The sequence below is a fragment of the Roseicyclus mahoneyensis genome, from assembly GCF_003148775.1.
In the GTDB taxonomy this organism is placed as follows: Bacteria; Pseudomonadota; Alphaproteobacteria; order Rhodobacterales; family Rhodobacteraceae; genus Roseicyclus; species Roseicyclus mahoneyensis.
Window position 1 is genome coordinate 105,706 of record NZ_QGGW01000007.1, and the last position, 19,932, is coordinate 125,637.

Annotated in this window: 20 protein-coding genes; 11 read left to right on the plus strand and 9 right to left on the minus strand. The window is 65.5% G+C overall.

Translation table 11 applies throughout. From position 1 onward, the window contains the following. Positions 1–58: 58 nt before the first annotated feature. The 6 genes from argE (at position 59) to C7455_RS14370 (ending at position 6,818) form a co-directional block, all read left to right on the plus strand. Positions 59–1,219, plus strand: coding sequence for an acetylornithine deacetylase (gene argE / locus C7455_RS14345; protein ID WP_109669355.1), 1,161 nt, complete (start codon positions 59–61; stop codon positions 1,217–1,219). A gap of 5 nt (positions 1,220–1,224) precedes the next feature. Beyond that, entirely contained in the window at positions 1,225–2,397 is a 1,173-nt protein-coding gene (locus C7455_RS14350; protein ID WP_109669356.1) for a M20 aminoacylase family protein, read from the plus strand. A 10-nt stretch (positions 2,398–2,407) separates the two neighbouring features. Continuing rightward, on the plus strand, positions 2,408–3,571 hold the full coding sequence (locus C7455_RS14355) for a M20 aminoacylase family protein (protein WP_109669358.1): 1,164 nt from the start codon (positions 2,408–2,410) through the stop codon (positions 3,569–3,571). A gap of 22 nt (positions 3,572–3,593) precedes the next feature. Then, on the plus strand, positions 3,594–4,757 hold the full coding sequence (locus tag C7455_RS14360; RefSeq protein ID WP_109669359.1) for a M20 aminoacylase family protein: 1,164 nt from the start codon (positions 3,594–3,596) through the stop codon (positions 4,755–4,757). 81 nt (positions 4,758–4,838) lie between these two features. After that, the gene (locus C7455_RS14365) at positions 4,839–6,092 is read left to right on the plus strand and encodes an META domain-containing protein (protein WP_170119089.1); all 1,254 of its coding nucleotides are present in this window, start codon (positions 4,839–4,841) and stop codon (positions 6,090–6,092) included. 186 nt (positions 6,093–6,278) lie between these two features. Continuing rightward, a complete protein-coding gene (locus C7455_RS14370) occupies positions 6,279–6,818 on the plus strand; it encodes a phosphatase domain-containing protein (protein WP_170119090.1) in 540 nt (179 codons plus the stop codon). On the opposite strand, the gene C7455_RS14375 is transcribed toward C7455_RS14370, so the two are convergent. Beyond that, positions 6,794–7,243 carry a hypothetical protein gene (locus tag C7455_RS14375; RefSeq protein ID WP_211315493.1) on the minus strand — a complete coding sequence of 150 codons (450 nt, stop codon included), beginning with the start codon at positions 7,241–7,243 and terminating at the stop codon, positions 6,794–6,796. The two genes, C7455_RS14370 and C7455_RS14375, sit on opposite strands and share 25 nt — an antisense overlap. Before the next feature lie 38 nt (positions 7,244–7,281). Beyond that, the gene (gene moaA / locus C7455_RS14380; RefSeq protein ID WP_109669366.1) at positions 7,282–8,292 is read right to left on the minus strand and encodes a GTP 3',8-cyclase MoaA; all 1,011 of its coding nucleotides are present in this window, start codon (positions 8,290–8,292) and stop codon (positions 7,282–7,284) included. Between the two features lie 91 nt (positions 8,293–8,383). Between moaA and C7455_RS14385 the strand changes: the two genes are divergently transcribed. Together C7455_RS14385 and C7455_RS14390 are read left to right on the plus strand one after the other, a co-directional pair. Beyond that, positions 8,384–8,779: a D-galactarate dehydratase gene (locus tag C7455_RS14385; RefSeq protein WP_109669368.1), complete on the plus strand. Its 396-nt coding sequence runs from the start codon at positions 8,384–8,386 to the stop codon at positions 8,777–8,779. Next, positions 8,772–10,391, plus strand: coding sequence for an AMP-binding protein (locus tag C7455_RS14390; RefSeq protein WP_170119092.1), 1,620 nt, complete (start codon positions 8,772–8,774; stop codon positions 10,389–10,391). Before C7455_RS14385 ends, C7455_RS14390 begins: the two co-directional genes overlap by 8 nt. A gap of 133 nt (positions 10,392–10,524) precedes the next feature. Here C7455_RS14390 and C7455_RS14395 read toward each other — a convergent pair whose 3' ends face one another. Both C7455_RS14395 and C7455_RS14400 read right to left on the minus strand, forming a co-directional pair. Continuing rightward, a complete protein-coding gene (locus tag C7455_RS14395; protein ID WP_109669370.1) occupies positions 10,525–11,811 on the minus strand; it encodes a DUF3422 family protein in 1,287 nt (428 codons plus the stop codon). A 163-nt stretch (positions 11,812–11,974) separates the two neighbouring features. Further along, positions 11,975–12,736, minus strand: a complete 762-nt coding sequence (locus tag C7455_RS14400) for an SDR family NAD(P)-dependent oxidoreductase (protein ID WP_109669372.1) — start codon at positions 12,734–12,736, stop codon at positions 11,975–11,977. A gap of 208 nt (positions 12,737–12,944) precedes the next feature. Here C7455_RS14400 and C7455_RS14405 point away from each other — a divergent pair, with 208 nt between their 5' ends. Together C7455_RS14405 and C7455_RS14410 are read left to right on the plus strand one after the other, a co-directional pair. Then, positions 12,945–14,519, plus strand: a complete 1,575-nt coding sequence (locus C7455_RS14405; RefSeq protein WP_109669540.1) for a Re/Si-specific NAD(P)(+) transhydrogenase subunit alpha — start codon at positions 12,945–12,947, stop codon at positions 14,517–14,519. Positions 14,520–14,538: 19 nt separating this feature from the next. Beyond that, positions 14,539–16,050, plus strand: a complete 1,512-nt coding sequence (locus tag C7455_RS14410) for an NAD(P)(+) transhydrogenase (Re/Si-specific) subunit beta (protein ID WP_109669373.1) — start codon at positions 14,539–14,541, stop codon at positions 16,048–16,050. A gap of 73 nt (positions 16,051–16,123) precedes the next feature. Here the strand turns inward: C7455_RS14410 and C7455_RS14415 are convergent, their stop codons facing one another. The 5 genes from C7455_RS14415 to C7455_RS14435 all read right to left on the minus strand — a co-directional run bounded on the left by C7455_RS14415 (position 16,124) and on the right by C7455_RS14435 (position 19,268). Beyond that, positions 16,124–16,438 carry a hypothetical protein gene (locus C7455_RS14415; RefSeq protein ID WP_109669375.1) on the minus strand — a complete coding sequence of 105 codons (315 nt, stop codon included), beginning with the start codon at positions 16,436–16,438 and terminating at the stop codon, positions 16,124–16,126. Positions 16,439–16,440: 2 nt separating this feature from the next. Next, entirely contained in the window at positions 16,441–17,274 is an 834-nt protein-coding gene (locus C7455_RS14420; RefSeq protein ID WP_146200006.1) for a GAF domain-containing protein, read from the minus strand. Between the two features lie 116 nt (positions 17,275–17,390). Further along, positions 17,391–17,576 (minus strand): hemin uptake protein HemP, encoded by a 186-nt coding sequence (hemP, locus tag C7455_RS14425; RefSeq protein ID WP_109669378.1) that lies wholly within the window; start codon positions 17,574–17,576, stop codon positions 17,391–17,393. 85 nt (positions 17,577–17,661) lie between these two features. Beyond that, on the minus strand, positions 17,662–18,801 hold the full coding sequence (locus C7455_RS14430; RefSeq protein ID WP_109669380.1) for an acetoin utilization protein AcuC: 1,140 nt from the start codon (positions 18,799–18,801) through the stop codon (positions 17,662–17,664). After that, positions 18,798–19,268, minus strand: coding sequence for a glutathione peroxidase (locus C7455_RS14435; RefSeq protein ID WP_342767639.1), 471 nt, complete (start codon positions 19,266–19,268; stop codon positions 18,798–18,800). The genes C7455_RS14430 and C7455_RS14435 overlap by 4 nt, the downstream gene beginning before the upstream one ends. A gap of 150 nt (positions 19,269–19,418) precedes the next feature. On the opposite strand from C7455_RS14435, the gene C7455_RS14440 reads away from it, so the two are divergent. Beyond that, on the plus strand, positions 19,419–19,913 hold the full coding sequence (locus C7455_RS14440) for an NUDIX hydrolase (protein WP_245904342.1): 495 nt from the start codon (positions 19,419–19,421) through the stop codon (positions 19,911–19,913). Positions 19,914–19,932: the final 19 nt, after the last annotated feature.

The following is a 19,932-nucleotide window of genomic DNA, read 5'->3' on the forward strand; positions in this document are numbered from 1 at the left end:
GGCTTGACGACCCGGCGGTGCTGGCACAGGGTCAGGTCGCAACCATCCGGAGCATATCATGACCGATGTCTTGAGCCCGCGGGCTCTGCTCGACAGGCTCGTGTCCTTTCCCACCGTCAGCCGCGACAGCAATCTGGCGCTGGTCGATTGGGTCGAGGACTACCTTGCAACCCATGGCATCGCCTGCCACCGCGATTATGACGAGACCGGCACCAAGGCGAGCCTTTACGCCCATGCTGGCCCCGAGGTGGCGGGCGGCGTGATCTTGTCGGGCCACACCGATGTCGTGCCGGTCGACGGGCAGGCCTGGGTCACGGACCCGTTCACCGTCGTCGAAAAGGACGGAAAGCTGTTCGGGCGCGGCACCTGCGACATGAAGGGCTTTGACGCGCTGGCGATCTGGGCTTTGGTCGAGGCTCACAAACGCGGCGTCAAGCGCCCGCTGCAACTGTGCCTGAGCCGTGACGAGGAAATCGGCTGCACCGGTGCGCCGCCGATGATCCAGGCGATGCAGGCCCACATGCCGCGCGCGGCGCTGGCCATCATCGGCGAGCCGACCGAATGGGGCATCGTGAACGGCCACAAGGGCGGCGTGGGGTTCGATCTGCATTTCCACGGTTTCGAGGTGCATTCCTCGATCGCCTACAAGGGCGTCTCCGCCATCATGGAGGGCGCGCGCCTGATCGATTGGGCCAACCGCGTGAACGCTGAGAATGCCGCCAAGGCCGATCCGTCCAACGATTACGACCCGCCCTATACCACGCTGCATGTCGGCATGATCCAAGGCGGCACGGCGCATAACATCACCGCCAAGGATTGCACCTTCGTGCTGTCGGCGCGCACGGTTCCGGCCGAGCCCAACGCCGAATGGGCCGAGCGCATTCTGGCCGAGGTGCGCCGGATCGAAGACGGCATGAAGGCGGTGCGGCCCGAGACCGGGATCACCGCCCTGCCACGCTGGGACGTGCCGGGGCTGAAGGCCGAAGAGGATGGTCAGGCCGAGGCGCTGATCCGACGGCTGACCGGCGAGAACGGAACGGGCGTGGTCAGCTACGGCACCGAGGCAGGCCAGTTTCAGGCGGCGGGCTATTCCGCCATCGTCTGCGGGCCGGGCAACATCGCGCAGGCCCACCAGCCCAACGAATACATGTACGTCGAGCAACTGACCAAGGGCCAAGGCTTCATGGAGCGGCTGCTGGGCGTGTTGAACGAAGGATAACGCCTATGCCCGTCAAGAACCGCCTCGCCGACCTGCATGCCGAGATCACCGAATGGCGGCGTGACCTGCATGAGAACCCGGAGATCCTCTATGACCTGCCGCGCACCTCGGCGCTGGTGGCGGAAAAGCTGAGGGCCTTTGGCTGCGACGAGGTCGTGCCGGGGATCGGGCGCTCGGGCGTGGTGGGCGTGATCCGGGGCAAGACGGACTCGCGCGGGGCCTGCGTGGGCTTGCGCGCCGACATGGACGCGCTGCCGATGAGCGAAAAGACAGGGCTGCCCCATGCCTCCAAGGTCGCGGACAAGATGCATGCCTGCGGCCATGACGGGCATACGGCGATGCTGCTGGGGGCGGCCAAATACCTCGCCGAGACGCGGAATTTCGACGGCACGGTGGTGCTGATCTTCCAGCCCGCCGAGGAAGGGGGCGCAGGGGCCGCCGCGATGATCGAGGATGGTTTGATGGAGCGTTGGGGCATCCGCGAGGTCTACGGGATGCACAACGAGCCGGGCCTGCCGGTGGGCGAGTTCGGCGTGGCGCCGGGACCCATCATGGCGGCGGCGGATGAGTTGCGCGTGGTGATCCGGGGGCGTGGCGGCCATGCGGCCCAGCCCCACAACGTGATCGACCCGGTGCCGGCGGCCTGCGCCACGGTCATGGCGCTGCAGACGGTGGCCAGCCGCAATGTCGACCCGATCCACTCGGTCGTGGTGTCGATCTGCGTGATGCAGACGGAATCTGCCGCGACCAATGTGATCGACGACACGGTGACGCTGGCGGGCACGGTGCGCACACTCGACGAGAAGGTGCGCGATCTGGCCGAGGTGCGGATCATCGAGATCGTGCAGGCGACCGCCACGGCCTATGGCTGCACCGCCGAGATCACCTACGAGCGCGGCTATCCGGTGACGGTGAACCACGAGGATAACGCCCGTCTCGCCGCAGATGTGGCCGAGGCCGTGGCCGGGCAGGGCAAGGTGCGCTACGGCCGCCCGCCGCGCATGGGGGCCGAGGATTTCAGCTACATGCTGCAAGCCCGCCCCGGCGCCTTCGTCAACATCGGGAACGGCGACACGAAAAAGGTGCATCACCCCGAATATGACTTCAACGACGCGGCGATCCCCTATGGCTGTTCCTTTTTTGCCGAGCTGATCGAACGCCGGATGCCTGCCGCCTGAAGGGACCCCAATGCCGATCAAGAACCGCTTCGCCGAGATGCTGCCGGAAATCACCGGCTGGCGGCACCACCTGCACCAGATGCCCGAACTGCTTTACGAGGTGCATGAGACGGCGGCCTTCGTCGCCGACCGCCTGCGCGAGTTTGGCGTGGACGAGGTGGTGACGGGCGTGGGGCGGACCGGCGTCGTCGGCATCATCCGGGGGCGGGGCGCCTCGGGTCGCGCCATCGGGCTCCGCGCCGACATGGATGCGCTGCCGATCGAGGAGGCGACGGGGTTGGAGTACGCCTCGAAGGTGCCGGGCAAGATGCATGCCTGCGGGCATGACGGGCACACCTCCATGCTGCTGGGGGCCGCGAAATACCTGTCGGAGACGCGGAATTTCGACGGCACGGTCGTCTTGATCTTTCAGCCCGCCGAGGAAGGGGGCGCAGGGGCCAAGGCGATGATCGACGATGGCTTGTTCGACCGCTTTCCGGTCGATGAGATTTACGGCATTCACAATGCGCCGGGCGTGCCCGTGGGGGTTTTTGCGACACGGCCCGGGCCCTTGCAGGCCAGTTCGGACGAATTCGAGATCATCGTGCAGGGCAAGGGCGGTCATGCCGCCGAACCGCACCGCGCCATCGACACCACGCTGGTTGCCGCCCATATCCTGATCGCGCTGCATTCCATCGTGTCGCGCAATGTCGATCCGCTGAAACGGGTGGTGCTGACGGTCGGCACGTTCGGAACGGATTCGGGTGCATCGAACATCATCCCCGACGAGGCGCGGATGGAGGGCACGGTGCGCACGCTTGACCCCGAATACCGCGCCATCGCCGAGGGTCGCATCCGCGATGTCGCCACCCATACGGCGGCGGCCTTTGGCGCCAGCGCGCAGGTGATCTGGCACCCCGGTTATCCCGTCACCGTCAACGACCCCGAAGGCGCCGCGCGCGCCGCCGATGCCGCCCGCGCGGTGGGGCGGGGTGTGATCGACAACGCCGACCCGATCATGCCGTCCGAGGATTTCAGCTACATGCTGGAAAAGGTGCCGGGCGCCTATGTCTTTCTCGGCAATGGCGACAGTGCCATGTGCCACCACCCGAAATATGTGTTCGACGACGAGGCCATCCCCTTTGGATGCAGCTTTTTCGCCGAACTGGTCGAGCGACGCCTGCCCGTCGCGTGAACCCCCAAGAAGGAGAGCCAAGATGCCCGTCAAGAACCGTTTCGCCGAACTGATGCCCGAGATTACCGAGTGGCGGCGCGACCTGCACGAACACCCCGAAATCCTGTTCGAGACGCATCGCACCAGCGCGATGGTCGCCGACAAGCTGCGCGCCTTTGGCTGCGACGAGGTGGCGACGGGCATCGGGCGCACGGGTGTGGTGGGGATCATCAAGGGCAAATCCAATACCTCGGGCCGCACCATCGGATTGCGCGCCGATATGGATGCGCTGCCGATCCTCGAGGATACCGGGCTGCCCTATGCGTCGAAAACGCCCGGCGCGATGCATGCCTGCGGGCATGACGGGCACACGGCGATGCTGCTTGGCGCCGCCAAATACCTGTCGGAGACGCGGAATTTCGACGGCACCGTCGCGGTCATCTTCCAGCCTGCCGAAGAGGGCGGCGGCGGTGGCAAGGAAATGGTCGATGACGGCATGATGGAGCGCTGGAAGATCGAAGAGGTCTACGGGATGCACAACTGGCCCGGTGTGCCGACAGGCAAGTTCGCCATCCGCTCGGGCCCGTTCTTTGCTGCCGCTGACCAGTTCGACATCTACGTCACCGGCAAGGGTGGCCATGCCGCCAAGCCGCAGGAGACGATCGACACCACGGTGGTCGCGTCCCAGATCGTGCTGGCGCTGCAGACCATCGCCAGCCGCAACGCTGACCCGGTGAAACAGGTGGTGGTCTCGGTGACGTCCTTCGAGACTGCGTCCAAGGCCTACAACGTCATCCCTGAAACCGTGCATCTCAAGGGCACGGTGCGCACGCTCGACCCCGCTATTCAGGACATGGCCGAGCAGCGGCTCAAGGAAATCGCCGAAGGGGCTGCGGCGATGATGGGTGGTGCGGCGCGCGTCGACTATCGGCGCGGCTATCCGGTGATGGTGAATTCCGACGCGCAGACGGAATTCGCGGCCGATGTCGCGCGCGCCGTCGCGGGCGATTGCGCCGAGGCACCGCTGGTCATGGGCGGCGAGGATTTCGCCTTCATGTCCAACGCCCGGCCCGGCGCTTATATTCTTGTGGGCAACGGCGATACGGCCAATGTCCACCACCCGAAATACAACTTCAACGACGAGGCGATCCCGGCGGGCTGTTCGTGGTGGGCCGAGATTGTCGAGCGGCGGTTGCCTGCCGCCTGACCCATGGCGCGCCCCATTGGCTAGGCACATCCGTCCATCCCCGCTATGCTGACGCCCGAATGCAGCACAGCGGGGAATACCATGCGCCTGCCGGTCAGCCTTGTCGCCGTTCTCGTCACCCTTGCGGGCGGACTTGGCGCGCAGGCGCAGGGTTGCCAGACCCTGTCGGGCAGCGTGACCTATCTTGATCGGATGGCCCTCCCCCCCGAGGCGGTGCTGCTTGTCGAGGTGACCGACCATGACCTGAGGATCGAGGCCGAGGCGCGCATCGTGACCGAGGGGCGGCAGGTGCCTGTTCCCTTCACCATCGAGATCCCCGAGGGTTCCGAGGGCACCTTGCGCGCCGGGATCGCCACAGGCGGCAGGGTCGTCTGGCTGGCAGCGCCCGTCGCCATTGATCTGGGCGATGACCTTGATCTGGGCGAGATCGTTCTGGCCCGCCATCAGCCGATGGGCTTTGTCGCAACCTATCGGTGCGGGGACATGCCGGTCCGGGTCGGCTTCACCGAAACGGCAGAGGCGGTGATGGATGTGGGCGACCAGCGTCACCTTCTTGCACCCGTGCCCGCCGCCTCCGGCGCGCGCTACGAGGCGGCGGTGGACCCCACCACCTTTTTCTGGTCACAAGGCGAGACCGCGCTGGTGTCCGTCGCGGGGGCCGAACGGCCCGAATGCCGGCTTGCCTTGCCGCTGGAGGACATGTCGTGGCACGCGGGCGGAAACGAGCCCTTCTGGTCGGTGACGGTCGAGGCTGGCATGTTGACGTTGACCCGCCTTGGCATGGAGGATCTTGTCCTTGCCTTGCAAGATCCGCTGATGACCGAGGCGGGCGAGATCCTTGTCCTCGCCGACCATGCCGATATGCCGCTGCGCGCGGTCATGCTTCGGCGGCCGGCGATGTGCCGCGACACCATGACGGGTCTGCCCCATCCCGAAACCGTGGAGCTGAGCATGGGCGACCAGACGATCTTCGGCTGTGGCGGCGCGCCGCTGTCGCTTCTGACCGGCCGCAACTGGGTGGTCGAGGATATCGCGGGAAGCGGGGTGATCGATACCTCCGAGGTGACGCTGAGCTTCGGCACGCACGGCAGGGTCGCAGGCTCGGGCGGCTGCAACCGCTGGTTCGCAAGTTACGAACTGACCGGCGAGGGGCTGTCGATCGGGCAGGCGGGATCGACGATGATGGCCTGCACCGAGGCGCTGATGACGCAGGAACGCGGGTTTTTCGCGGCCTTGGAACAGGTGACCGGTTTCGACATCGACGCGACCGGCAGGCTGGTCTTGCTTGGAGACGGCCCAACTGCGATCACGGCGCGCGCCGACATCGATGGCTGAGCCTCGATCGGGACTGTCGTGAAATCATGACCTTTCTGTCGCGCGCCGGTCTTCTGTCGCGCTTATCCGGTCGCCATGAAACACCTGAGCGTCAGCCCGAGACCGCAGTTTTCCATTCGCAGATGGAGGACGGGTTTCGATGTGGTGCCGGTCTGCCCGTCCTCAGCACGGCTGGCTCGCATCTACATGCGTTGGTTCGACCACGAGATCTTGCGCCATGTCTGGACCAATCAGGCCGAGATCGCGCCGGGTGTGTTTCGCTCGAACCAGCCCACCTTTGCCCGGCTCGAACAGCTTCAGCGCAAGGGGCTTGTCTCTGTGCTGTGCCTGCGGGCAGCGACGGCCGCGCCTTATGCGTGCATGAAGGCGCATTGCGACAGGCTGGGCCTTGGATTGAACGTCATTCCCTTGTCGGCCCGCCGTGCACCCGATCGCGACAGCCTGCTGGCCTTGATCGCCTATTTCCGCGCGGCGCAGCACCCGTTTTTGATGCATTGCAAATCGGGTGCTGACCGCGCCGGCCTTGCCTCTGCAGTCTATCTGTTGACGGCCGGAGGGCAGGATCTTGCCTCGGCAAAGCGCATGCTGAGCCTGCGGTACCTTCACCAGAGCTGGTCACGGGCTGGGGTGCTTGACCGCTTCCTCGAAGCCTATGGCAAAGACGGGGCCGGGCGCAGCTTCGAGGACTGGGTGCGCGGCGCCTACGACCCTGTGCGCCTCGGCTGACGCGCGAGCAACCGGTCGACCCCGAGAAACATCCCAAGCCCCACGATCAGAAGGGCAGGGGTCAGGACGGGGCGCCACAGCAGTTCAACCATGGGTTCCCACCAGCGCCATGTCGTCCCGAAATTCGACCGATACGCCGAGGCGATCCCGACAAGACCCCAAAGGTATTGCACGGCCCAGAGCGTCGCAGCAGCCCGCAGCCGGGCCGGACCCATCGGCAGCAGCGCGCCCAGCAGCCCGAGCGCCAGCCCCGCCCCGATGGATTTGGCCGCAAGCCCGGTCAGGACAGCCGCCATCTGTGGGCACAGCGACGGGGGGCAATTCGCCAGTCCGATGATGCCATATCCATGGATCCCGAAAACACTAATCTCATGGGCGGCGAAGGCGACGAAAAGCGACGTGGCCCCGGCCACCGTCAAGTTCACCGCCGAGCCGAAGCGTGCCCGCCCGTTCCCCAACCGCGTCAGCCGCCCGTATGGCTCATGTGGCGGGTCATCTGCCCGTCCACCGCCTGTCGGGAATAGTCGAAATCATGGCCCTTGGGCTTGCGCGCGATGGCGTGGCGGATCGCCTGATCCAGCACCGTGTCATCGCCCGAGGCGCGCAGCGGCGTGCGCAGGTCGGCCATATCCTCCTGCCCGAGGCACATGTAGAGCTCGCCCGTGCAGGTCAGCCGCACCCGGTTGCACGATTCGCAGAAGTTATGCGTCAGCGGGGTGATCAGCCCGATCTTTTGCCCCGTTTCCTCCAGCCGGATGTAGCGCGCTGGCCCGCCGCTGCGCTCGGTCAGATCGGTGAGCGTGAAGCGTTCGGCCAGCCGCGCGCGCAGGTCCTTGAGCGACCAGTACTGGTCCAGCCGGTCCTCGTTGCCCAGATCGCCCATCGGCATGACCTCGATAAAGGTCAGCTCCATGTCGCGGGACGCGCACCACGCCTGAAGGTCGAACAACTCGACCTCGTTGAAGCCCTTGAGCGCCACTGCATTGATCTTGACCCGCAAACCCGCCGCCTGCGCGGCATCGATCCCGTCAAGCACCTGCGCCAGCCGCCCCCAGCGGGTGATCGCCGCGAATTTGTCAGCATCGAGCGTGTCGAGCGAGACATTGACCCGTCGCACGCCTGCATCGAACAGATCGCGCGCGAATTTCGCCAGCTGACTGCCGTTGGTGGTCAGCGTCAGCTCCTTCAGCGCGCCACTGTCCAGATGTCGCGTCATGGCGCGGAAGAAGGTCATGATGTCCCGTCGGACCAGCGGTTCGCCCCCGGTGATGCGCAGCTTCGACACGCCCAAGCGGACAAAAGCTGAACACATCCTGTCCAGTTCCTCGAGGGTTAGCAGTTCCTTCTTGGGCAAGAAGGTCATGTTTTCGGACATGCAGTAGACGCAGCGGAAATCGCAGCGGTCGGTGACCGAGACGCGCAGGTAGCTGATCGCGCGCTGGAAAGGGTCGACAAGGGGTGCGGTCGTGTCCATGACGCGACACTAGGGGCGACGCGCCGCTCAGGCAAGGGATAGCCCGTCGTGCCGGTTGAAGCGGACGAAGTTTGATCCTAGGGTGCGCTGCATGAAACACGCGATTGCTTTCCTTTCCGTTCTTGCTCTGGGTGCCTGCGCCACAGCGCCCGAAGATCCCGCGCCGCAGATCACGGCGCTTGACCCCACCGAAACGGTCGAGGGCGGCACCGGCGCGGGCCTGCCCGATGGGGAGGGGCGGTTCATGGGCTTTACCGTGGCCAGCCTCGGCGATGCGGCCACCCCCGGCCTGTGGATCGAGACGCCGCTGGTGACGAGCGAACAGCCCGGCCGCGTGGTCTCGGAAAACGGAATGCAACTGTTCCTGACGCTGCGCCCCTCGGGCGGGGCGCGCAATTCCGGCTCGCGCCTGTCCTTGCAGGCGTTTCAGGAACTTGGCATCCCCCTGACCGCACTGCCGACCGTCACCGTCATCAGCGATGCCTGACACGGCCTCGCGCCGGCTGCTCGGGCGGATCACCGACTGGGACAGCCTGCGGGCGGGCTTTCGCTGGGATATCCCGGCGCGTATGAACATCGCCCATCTGTGCTGCGACAGCTGGGCGGCAGCCGAGCCTGACCGCACTGCCATCATCCACATCCCTGCCGATGGGGCGCGCGAGATCTGGACCTATAGCCAGCTCAAACGCGCTTCGGACGGGCTGGCCGTTGCGCTGGCCGCGTCCGGCGTCACGCGGGGCGACCGCGTGGCCGTGCTCTTGCCGCAGACACCAGCCGCCCTGATCACGCATGTCGCCGCGATGAAACTGGGGGCGGTGTCGCTGCCGCTTTTCACGCTCTTCGGGGCGGATGCGCTGCGCTACCGCTTGCAAGACGCAGGCGCACGCGCGGTCGTGACAGACCCCGCCACGCTCGACCGGGTGATGGCGCTGGCTACCGATCTGCCCGATCTCCGCACCATCATCACCACCGGCGAGGCGCGCGCGCCCGTCCTTGCCTTCGACGCGCTGATCGCAACCCCGGCCAGCGGCTTCACCCCCGCAGATACCACGGCCGAGGATCCGGCGGTGATGATCTATACCTCCGGCACCACGGGCGATCCCAAGGGCGTCTTGCACGCGCACCGCTTCTTGTTCGGGCATCTGCCGTGCCTTGAACTGGCGCTGGGCGATTTCCCCCAGCCGGGCGACACTGGCTGGACGCCCGCCGACTGGGCCTGGATCGGCGGGCTGATGGATATGGCGCTACCCTGTCTGTACTACGGCGTCCCGCTGGTCGCGCACCGCTTCGCCAAGTTCGACCCTGACGCGGCCTTTCGCCTGATGACCGCCGAGTGCGTGACCCGCGCCTTCATCCCGCCGACGGCCCTGCGCCTGATGCGTCAGGCCCCGACACCCAAAGGCCTTGGCCTGCGCGCCATCGGATCGGGCGGCGAGGCGCTGGGGGCGGATCTGCTTGACTGGGGACGAGAGGTGATGGGCTGTCCGATCAATGAATTTTACGGTCAGACCGAGGCCAATCTGGTCCTTGCCGCCTGCACCGGCCCGATGGCCCGTGTGCCCGGCGCGATGGGCCTGCCCGTGCCGGGCCATGACGTCAGTTTGCGCGATGCACGGGGCGAGGTCGGAACGGGGCAGGTGGGCGAGGTCTGCGTGCGCGCGCCTGACCCGGTGATGATGCTGCGCTACTGGAACAAGCCCGAGGCGACGGCGAAGAAGATCACCGATGGCTGGCTGCGCACCGGCGATCTGGCCACCCAAGGCGCCACGGGCCAGATCACCTTTCACGCCCGCGACGACGATGTCATCACTTCGGCCGGATACCGCATCGGCCCGGTCGAGATCGAACAGGCGCTGGCCACCCACCCCGATGTGGTGATGGCGGCTGTGGTGGGTGAACCTGACCCCGTCCGCACCGAGATCGTGGTGGCCCATATCGTCTTGCGCGACGGGGCCGATTGGTCGGGGATGGAGGAATCGCTGAAAACCCTCGTCCGCGACCGCGTCTCGGCTCATTGCGTGCCGCGAAGAATCATCCGCGCCGACAGTCTGCCGATGACGGCCACCGGCAAGATCCTGCGCCGCGCCCTGCGGACTTGAACCTGACCCCTTCTGTGTTTCAAAAATATCCTCGGGGGTCGCCGTTGGAACGCCATTGGTCCGAGTGACAATGGCGACCGATGGGGCAGACAGCCCCCTCGCACGGGTCGACCGCGTCAGCGGGCGAAACCGCTCACTTCTCCATCGACTGCCGGATCCTGCGGACCATCAACCAGACCGCACCCACCACCGGCACCACGGCCAGCGCCGTCAGCAGCGTCTTGGACACCCCCAGCGGATCGGCCAGCGGGCTGATCATGTAGACCACGAGGCTGACCGCGTAATAGCTGATCGCCACCACCGACAGCCCCTCCACCGTCTTTTGCAGCCGCAGCTGCATGTCGGCGCGCCGGTCCATGCTGGCCAGAAGGTCCTGATTCTGCGCTGAACGGTTCACATCCACTTGCGTGCGCAACAGATCGCCCGCCCGGATCGCGCGTTCCGACATCGACAACAGCCGCCGCTCGGTCGCCTTGATCGTGCGCATCGCCGGGTCGTAGCGGCGCATCATGAATTCGCCGAAGGTCTGCCGCCCGAGGAACCGCTCCTCGCGCAAGACCTCGATCCGCTGGTTGACCAGCGCCTCATAGGCCCCGGTCGCGCCGAAACGAAAGACGCTTTGCGTCTGCAGCTTTTCAAGTTCCGCCGAGATCGCCAGAAGCTGGCTCAGCGTCTCGTCGGGTTTCGCCAGATGGCCGGTCATGGCATTGACCAGTTCCGCAAGGCTTTCGTCCATCTCGCCCATGCGGGTCGAGATCTCGCGCGACATCGGCAAGCCCAGCATGGACATCGACTTGTAGGTCTCAATCTCGCAGATGCGCTGCACGATCCGGCCGACGCGGCGGCTGTCGGTCCCGGGCTGGCAGAACATGGCGAACCGCATATGGCCATGGCTGTCGATCCGGAAATCACCGGCAATCACGGCGGTTGCGTCCAGCACATGGCTGACCGCAAGGCTTTCGGGCACCATCCATTCTGCCAGCTTTTCGGCGATGTCTTCCTTGTCCTCGGGCGCGGTCTCGATCCGCAGCTGGGCCGAGGTGATACGCACGCCCGGTGCCTTGGCCAGCCAATCCTCGGGAAAGACCTCCCATGCGGCGGGGTCGAAGGGGCGCGCGTCATTGGCGGGCAGAAAAGCCGTGTAAGTCACGAATTCGGTGTGCTGTTCCCACTTGAGACGGAATTTGCCCAGATCGCCGAAGAAATGCGTGGCGTCAGGTGCCGGATGATCCGCCCCGAACCGGTCGAGCAGCGCCAGCAGATGCGCCCGGTCAAGGCCCCGGTCGCGCTTGGCGGCATCCTTGGGCTGCTTGATCGCCAGAAAGATCGCCTGCGCGGGCGAGGACACATTGGGAAAGGGGCGCGCATGAAGCTCGTTGGCGAGACGGTAGCGCAGCGGGTGGTCTTCGATGGGCATCACGCAGGGTCCTGAAGGTTTGCGTCAGCAGATAAGCACTTGGCCGCCAGAGTAAACCGAAAAAAAGCAACAAAATTGGGGGCTTGCCGGGATGCCACGGCATACGGGCCGCCAAGGTCCGGACAAGTCAGGGTTTTTTGCTGCGCTGCGGCATTGTGCGTTGCCCTTATGCCACCTGACCGCCCGCGATCTGGATCGACTGTCCGTTCACACTGCGCGCAGCATTGGAGCACAGCCACATCACCGCGCCCGTGACTTCATCGGTTTCAAGCAGGGTCTTGTGGCGATTGCCGCGCGCCAAATAGTCCCGCGCCTCGGCTTCCGATATGCCCTGCCGCTTTGCGATCTCGGTGGCGTTGCGGGTGACGATGGGGGTGTCCACATAGCCGGGGCAGACCGCGTTGAAGGTGACGGGGCCGCCGATGTATTCCTCGCTCAGGGCATGGACCAGTCCGATCACGCCGTGTTTGGAGGCCGTGTAGGCGCTGCCGCCTTTCAAGCCCCGCACACCCGCGATCGAGGAGATGGCGATCATCCGGCCCCAGTCGTCCGGGGCCAGTGTCGCCAGCGCGGCTTGCAGCGTCAGGAAAACGCCATCGAGGTTCGTGGTCATGATCTGGCGCCAATGCGCCAGCGTTTCCTTGGGAAACGGCATGGCTTCGGCGATGCCTGCGTTGGCGATGCAGATCGCTATGGGCCCGCGTTCCGCTGCGGCGGCCGAAATGCCACCCCGGACCGAGGCCTCGTCGTCGACGTTCATGTGCAGCGGATAGAGGCGCGGGGTCTCGTTTGCCACCGCTTCCAGCCGCGCCAGATCGCGCCCCGTGATCGTCACCTCGGCCCCGCTGGCGGCCAGCGCCCGCGCGATATCCAGCCCGATGCCGGTGCCGCCGCCCGTGACCAGCGCGTGCCGTCCTGCGTGTTCCATGTCCTGCCCTCCGGCCCTTGCCGGGTCAGCCTAACCTACGCAGGGCGCGGCGCAAGCCGACCTTGGGTCACGTAGGGGCATTGCCGAAAGTTTCACAAACTGTATGCCGTGGCATGCGCAATAAACTGTCGCGCCTTGCCCAGTTGTGGACGGCGGCTTGTGTTGCTATGGGGCTTCGGGACACGGCCATGTCGAAGAGGGGATGACAGTGAAAATAGGCGCTCCGAAGGAGATAGAGGCGGGCGAGGCACGGGTGGCGATGACCCCCGACAGCGCGCTGCAGCTGCAGAAGCTTGGATATGACTGCGTGATCGAGACTGGCGCCGGTCAGGCCGCGGGTTTCACCGATGCCGCCTACGAGGCCGCGGGCGTCGAAGTGGTCAAGACCGCCGCCGCCCTGTGGAAAGACGCCGACATCGTCGCCAAGGTGCGCCCGCCGACCACGGCCGAGGCCAAGAAATTCCGCGAGGGCCAGCTGGTCATCTCGTTCTTCTATCCGGGCCAGAACGAAAAGCTGATGGAAACGGCCAAGGCGGCCGGGACCAACATCATCGCCATGGACATGGTGCCGCGGATTTCACGCGCTCAGAAAATGGACGCGCTGTCGTCCATGGCCAATATCGCGGGCTACCGCGCGGTGATCGAGGCGGGCAACAATTTCGGCCGTTTCTTCACCGGTCAGGTGACCGCTGCCGGCAAGGTTCCGCCCGCCAAGGTGCTGGTCGTGGGCGCGGGCGTCGCGGGTCTGGCCGCCATCGGCACGGCCACCAGCCTCGGTGCCATCACCTATGCCTTCGACGTGCGGCCAGAAGTGGCCGAGCAGATCGAATCGATGGGCGCGGAATTCGTGTTCCTCGAGTTCTCGGCCGACGAACTGCCCGACGGGGCGGCGACGGGCGGCTATGCGCCGCCGCAAAGCCCGGAGTTCCAGGCCAAGCAGCTGGCCAAGTTCCGCGAGATCGCGCCGGAGATGGACATCGTCATCACCACCGCGCTGATACCCGGACGGCCCGCGCCCAAGCTTTGGACCAAGGACATGGTCGAGGCGATGAAGCCCGGTTCGGTCATCATCGACCTTGCGGCCGAGCGCGGCGGCAACTGCGAGTTGACCAAGGCGGATGAGCGGATCGTCACCGACAACGGCGTGGTGATCATCGGCTACACCGATTTCCCCAGCAAGATGGCGGCGCAATCCTCGACGCTCTATTCCACCAACATCCGCCACATGATGACCGACCTGACGCCCGGCAAGGACGGAACGGTCGTGCACAACATGGAAGATGACGTGATCCGTGGCGCAACGGCCGTTTTCGCGGGCGCGATCACCTTCCCGCCGCCGCCGCCCAAGGTCGCGGCTATCGCGGTGCAAAAGCGCGAGAAGCCCAAGGAGCTGACGCCCGAGGAAAAGCGCGCGGCCGAAGTGGCGGCCTTCAAGGCGCAGACCAAGAACCAGATCACGCTTCTGGCTGTGGGTGGCGCGTTGCTTTTGGGTGTGGGCCTGATCGCGCCCGCCTCTTTCATGCAGCATTTCATCGTCTTCGTGCTGTCGGTCTTCATCGGCTTCCAGGTGATCTGGAATGTCGCCCATTCGCTGCACACGCCGCTGATGGCGGTCACGAACGCGATTTCCTCGATCATCATCCTTGGTGCGTTGATGCAGGTGGGATCAAGCTCGGTGCTGATCACGGTGCTGGCGGCGCTGGGCATCTTCATGGCTTCCGTCAACATCTTTGGCGGCTTCCTCGTGACACGGCGCATGCTCGCCATGTTCCAGAAATCTTGAGCGGGCAGGGGTAGGACACATGGATTTCGGATTCACCATTGCGGCCTATGCGGTCGCGGGCGTGCTCTTCATCCTGTCGCTGGGCGGCCTCTCGGGGCAGGAAAGCGCAAAGCGTGCCGTGTGGTACGGTATCGCGGGCATGGCCATTGCCGTCGTGGCGACGCTGGTCGGGCCGGGCTCGGGCCTGTGGCTGATGTCGCTGATCCTGATCGCGGGCGGTGCGGCCGTCGGTTACCAGCTGGCGACCAAGGTGCAGATGACCCAGATGCCCGAGCTTGTGGCGATCATGCACAGCCTCGTGGGTCTGGCCGCCGTCTTCGTCGGCCTGAACGCCCATATCGAGATCGGCAATGTCGCCGCCGTCTTCGGCGAGACGGGGCTGCCCTTTCCGCAGCCGCAGGGGCCGCTGTCGACCGAGGCCTACGCCCTTCTGGGCACGCTGTCGAATTTCGCCGAACTGATCGGCAAGAAGACGGCGGTGGAAATCGGCATCCTGCGCGTCGAACTGGTGCTGGGCGTCTGGATCGGTGCCGTGACCTTCACCGGGTCGGTTGTCGCCTATGGCAAACTGTCGGGCGCATCGAGCATGCTGCCGTTCAAGATCGACACGGCTGCCAAGCAACTGCCCGGCGGTCACATGCTGAACGCCGCCGCTGCGGCCGGGTCTGCCTTGCTTTTGGTGCTCTACCTCACCGGAGCGGGCGGCTGGGCGCTGGTGCTGCTGGCGATCCTGGGCCTGTTCATCGGCTATCACCTGATCATGGGGATCGGCGGCGCGGACATGCCCGTGGTCGTCTCGATGCTGAACAGCTACTCGGGCTGGGCGGCGGCGGCGATCGGCTTCAGCCTAGGCAATGACCTGCTGATCGTGGTCGGCGCGCTGGTGGGCTCGTCGGGCGCGATCTTGTCCTACATCATGTGCAAAGCGATGAACCGCAGCTTTGTCTCCGTCATCCTCGGCGGGTTCGGCGGCGCGGCCAAGGGCGACCAGCTGGCGATCGAGGGTGAACAGATCGCCATCGACGCCGATGGTGTCGCAAGCGCGCTGAACGAGGCCGACAGCGTGGTGATCGTGCCGGGCTACGGCATGGCCGTGGCGCAGGCGCAGCAATCGGTCAGCGAACTGACCCGCAAGCTGCGGGCGCAGGGCAAGACCGTGCGCTTTGCCATCCACCCCGTCGCGGGCCGTCTGCCGGGGCACATGAACGTGCTTCTGGCCGAGGCCAAGGTGCCCTATGACATCGTGCTCGAGATGGACGAGATCAACGAAGATTTCCCCTCGACCGACGTGGTGATCGTCATCGGCTCGAACGACATCGTGAACCCCGCCGCACAAGACGACCCCAACAGCCCCATCGCCGGCATGCCGGTTCTGGAAGTGTGGAAAGCCAAGCAGGTCTTCGTGTCCAAGCGCGGGCAGGGCACCGGTTATTCGGGCATCGAGAACCCTTTGTTCTTCAAGGAGAACACGCGGATGTTCTACGGCGACGCCAAGAAATCGCTGGACGAGCTGCTGCCCAAGATCGGGTGAGCCAACCGGCTGCCGCAAATGCACAGGGCCCCCGTGGGGGCCCTGTTCCGTTTTTGCGGAGTGCCATGGTCTGTCAGGCGATCGTCGTCGCCGCTTCGCGGTTAAAGACATAGACCGACACCGCGGTGTTCTGTGTCATCTCGCGCAGCTTGAAGACATCTTGAATGCCCGCCAGCACCCGGCTTTGTTCCTGGGTGAAGCGGTTCATGTCCTCGAGGCTGTCGAAGCGCACGACCATCGTGACCTTGCCTTCCTTGTGCAGAAGGATGTTGAGGCTGGCGATATTGGCCTGCGCTATGGCCCCGCCGATTTCCGTCGACAGGTGCCCGACACCGATCTTGGCCGCGTCGAGGGACTGGAAGCAGAATGTGAAGATCCGCGAATACATTGTCAGCCCTCCGCCTCGGTGATCATGTCGAACATGGCATCCAGCATGTCCGTATCCCTCAGTGGGGAGGTTCTGGTCTTGTATTCGGCAGGGCCAAGTCCATGCCCGGTCTTGAGCGTGTTGCCCGCCGCACTCAGCAACAGTTGCCCATCGGATCTGGTGGCAAGGCCAGTGGCCAGCAGTTGGGCCTCCTGCTCCGGTGTGACCGGAAGCTCGCGACACAGGCTGAAGAAGCCGCGCGCCGCCGTCAGCCCCTGAACTCCTGCGCCCTGAAGCGATGCCAGCACCGCGTCGCATGCGCCCGCCACCCGTTCCTGATGGTCGGTCTGCAGTTGGATCGACAGGGTCAGATCGGCTGCGACACCGGTCAGCAGATCAAGCTGTTCGGCCGTCAGGTCACGGGCCACGAAATCCACCGCGCATATCGTGCCGAGGATGTAGCCCTCCTGCGTCACCAGCGGGAAACCGGCCCAGAACACCCAATGCGGGTCGGATGTGACCAGCGGATGCGCCTCGAAAGTGGGATGAAGGCGCATGTCGGGCACGACGAAGGGTTTTGTATCCAGCAGCGCATGCTGGCAAACGGTGTTTTCTCGCGCCACTTCGGTCGCGCCGGTCAGGCATCCGGTGAAATTCTCGGACAGGAAATACTGCCGCGCCTCGTCGAGAAGCCCGGTGTAGGAAACGGGCACGCCAGCGATGTGTCTGAAAAGCCGGGTGTAGATCTCAAAGCGCGCCAGCGCCTGACTGCCCATGAGGCCGGTACGCCGCACGGCGGACAGGCGGCTGTCCTCGTTCGTCGGCAAACGGGCTGGTTTGAAGTCTGGACGTTCCACAAAGGTCTCCTGTGATGCTCCGCCCGTTGAACGGTGCGAAACGAGAAGCCTTTAGCGCCTGCGTCGGAATGGCCCGGCCTTGTGGCGGGGTAGACATACCCCGCCACAAGGTCGTGCTATTTGGTCAAGATCAGTTTGCCCGCCCGCGTGATGCGCAGCTGGTAGGCCTTGTCGTCAAGCACGATGGTCGCGGTGCCGTCGCCGTCGGTCAGGCGGCGGGCGTCGTAGACCGGCAAGGTGCGTGCGGGGGCCGCCGTGCGATGGGCGTCGGCGGGGTCGGTGATCTGTCCGTGAAAGCTCATAGCGGGGCTCCGGGTTGCTGTTGCGCGGGGTGGTCTTACCCAGAAAGGTGACAAAAAGAATCGGATATGTCAATTCCAGAGTCTTTCACTCAGGAATAATGCCCCGCGCCGCGGGTCGTTGGGCGAGTAGTGCGAGGCGGTCCGCGACCTCGGTCCGGAGCTGCCCCGGACGGCGCGCGTCACGCAGCGTGGTGAACCAGTGCTCGGGTGGGATGCGCCCGGCCTGCGGCGGCCTTTCCCAGCGCAAGGATCGCAGCACGCCTTCGGCCGTGTCCGGCAGGCGATCTGGGATCTCGTGACCGTTCAGCGTGGCCCAGACCCCGGTCCAGAGGCGCCCGACCGACCACGGGTTGTAGCCGCCGCCGCCCAGCACCAGCAACCTCGGGCAGCCAAGCGCCATCAGCCCGCGCACCACGTCCCAATGCGCGTTGTTGGACAGCGTCAGCCGCGACAGCGGGTCCTCGGTCACGGCATCGGCGCCGCATTGCAAGACGATGGCGTCGGGGGCGAAGGCGGCAAGTGCAGGCAGGATCAGCCGGTCGCGGATCGCTGCCATTTCGGTATCGTTGAGCCCGCGCGGCACCGGCAGGTTCAGACAATTGCCGCCGCCGTCATCGTCGAGCGTGCCAGTGAAGGGCCAACGCTTTTCCTCATGCACCGAGATCAGCAGCGACTGCGGATCGCCCGCCAGCCCGTGCTGCACGCCGTCCATGTGATGCGCGTCGATGTCGACATAGGCGATGCGCGCGGCTCCCGCACGGCGCAGCGACAAGATCGCCAACACCGGATCGTTGAGGTAGCAAAACCCGCCCGCCCGGTCGGGAAAACCGTGATGCGTGCCCCCGCCGGGATGGTAGATCATGCCGCCCTGTGCCAGCAACTCCCCCGCCAGCAGCGAGGCGCCCGCGGCGGTGGCGGGGCGGCGGAACATCTCTGTGTAGATCGGATTGGCAACTGTTCCAAGGCCATGTCGCGCGCGCACGGCCTCGCTGACGGCCTGATCGGCCTCGGCCCGTTCCAGTGCCGCGACATAGTCGGGCGTGTGCCAGATCGTCAGGGCCTGCGGCTTGGCACGTGGGCTGGTCAGGTATTGCGCCGCCGGAAGCCAGCCCATGGCGCGGGCCAGATCCATCACGGTCGACACGCGCGGCACACGCAGAGGATGCCAGTCGCCATAGCTTGACCCGCGGTAGATCTCGGATCCGAGGAAGAGGGGCAGGCTCACGCGCCCAGCCGCGCCTCGATCTCGCGGCGGATGGTGCGGCTGTTGGGCCGGGTGTTCGACCCATATGTGCCCACCACGCGCCCGTCGCCGTCCAGCAGCACCTTGTTGAAATTCCAAGCGGGCGCAAAACCATGCGCCTCGCGCAGCCAGCGATAAAAGGGATGGGCATTCGTGCCGCGCACCGGCGTGATCGTGGTCATCGGCAGTGTGAGGTTGAAATTCACCTCGCAGAACTCTGCAACCGCGGCATCGCTGGCCAGTTCCTGCCGGAAGTCGTCGGACGGCACGGCCAGTACCACCAACCCGCGCGGCCCGTATTCTTCGTGCAGGGCCTGCAACTCGTCATATTGGGGCTTGTAGCCGCACAGCGACGCGGTGTTGACCACCAGAACCGGCCGCCCGCGCCACGCCGCCATGTCGTAGCGCCCGCCGTCAATCGAGTCGAAGCTGAAGGTTGTCTGCGCCATGGATGGTCGGGCAAGCATCGTCAGGGGCAGAGCGGCAAGGGCGGCGAACAGGCAGCGGCGGTGCATCGGACAGGCTCCATCGGTCGGGTGCCGCACAGGTATGGCCCGGGCACGCCCCGTCAAGCCGGGCTTGGCAAGGCAGGGTGCGGCATGGCATACCGCCACGTCATGGCCCGCAAACCCATCCTTCAGGCACCCCTGCGCATTCCCGCCGCAGCCAAGCGCGAGACGCGGACGCAATTCGCCGTGCTGCCGTTCCGTGTGAAGAAGAAGGGTGATGTCGAGATCTTGCTGATTTCCTCGCTCGACACCGGGCGCTGGATCATCCCCAAGGGCTGGCCGATGGACGGCCTGCGCCCGGCCGAGGCCGCGGCACAAGAGGCCTGGGAAGAGGCGGGGTTGCGCGGACGGGTGCATGACACGGTGCTGGGCCTCTATTCCTATTCCAAATGGCTGGACGAGGAATTGTCGATCCCCTGCGTGGTTCTGGTCTTTGCCATGGAAATCTCGCAGATCGACGAGGTGTTTCCCGAGGCGGGCCAACGCCGGACCAAGTGGATGAGCCGCAGGAAGGCCGCGCAGCGCGTCGATGAGGTGGAACTGAAACAGATGATCGAGACCTTCGATCCCGAACGCCTGCGATGACGGCACCGCTTGAACCCGG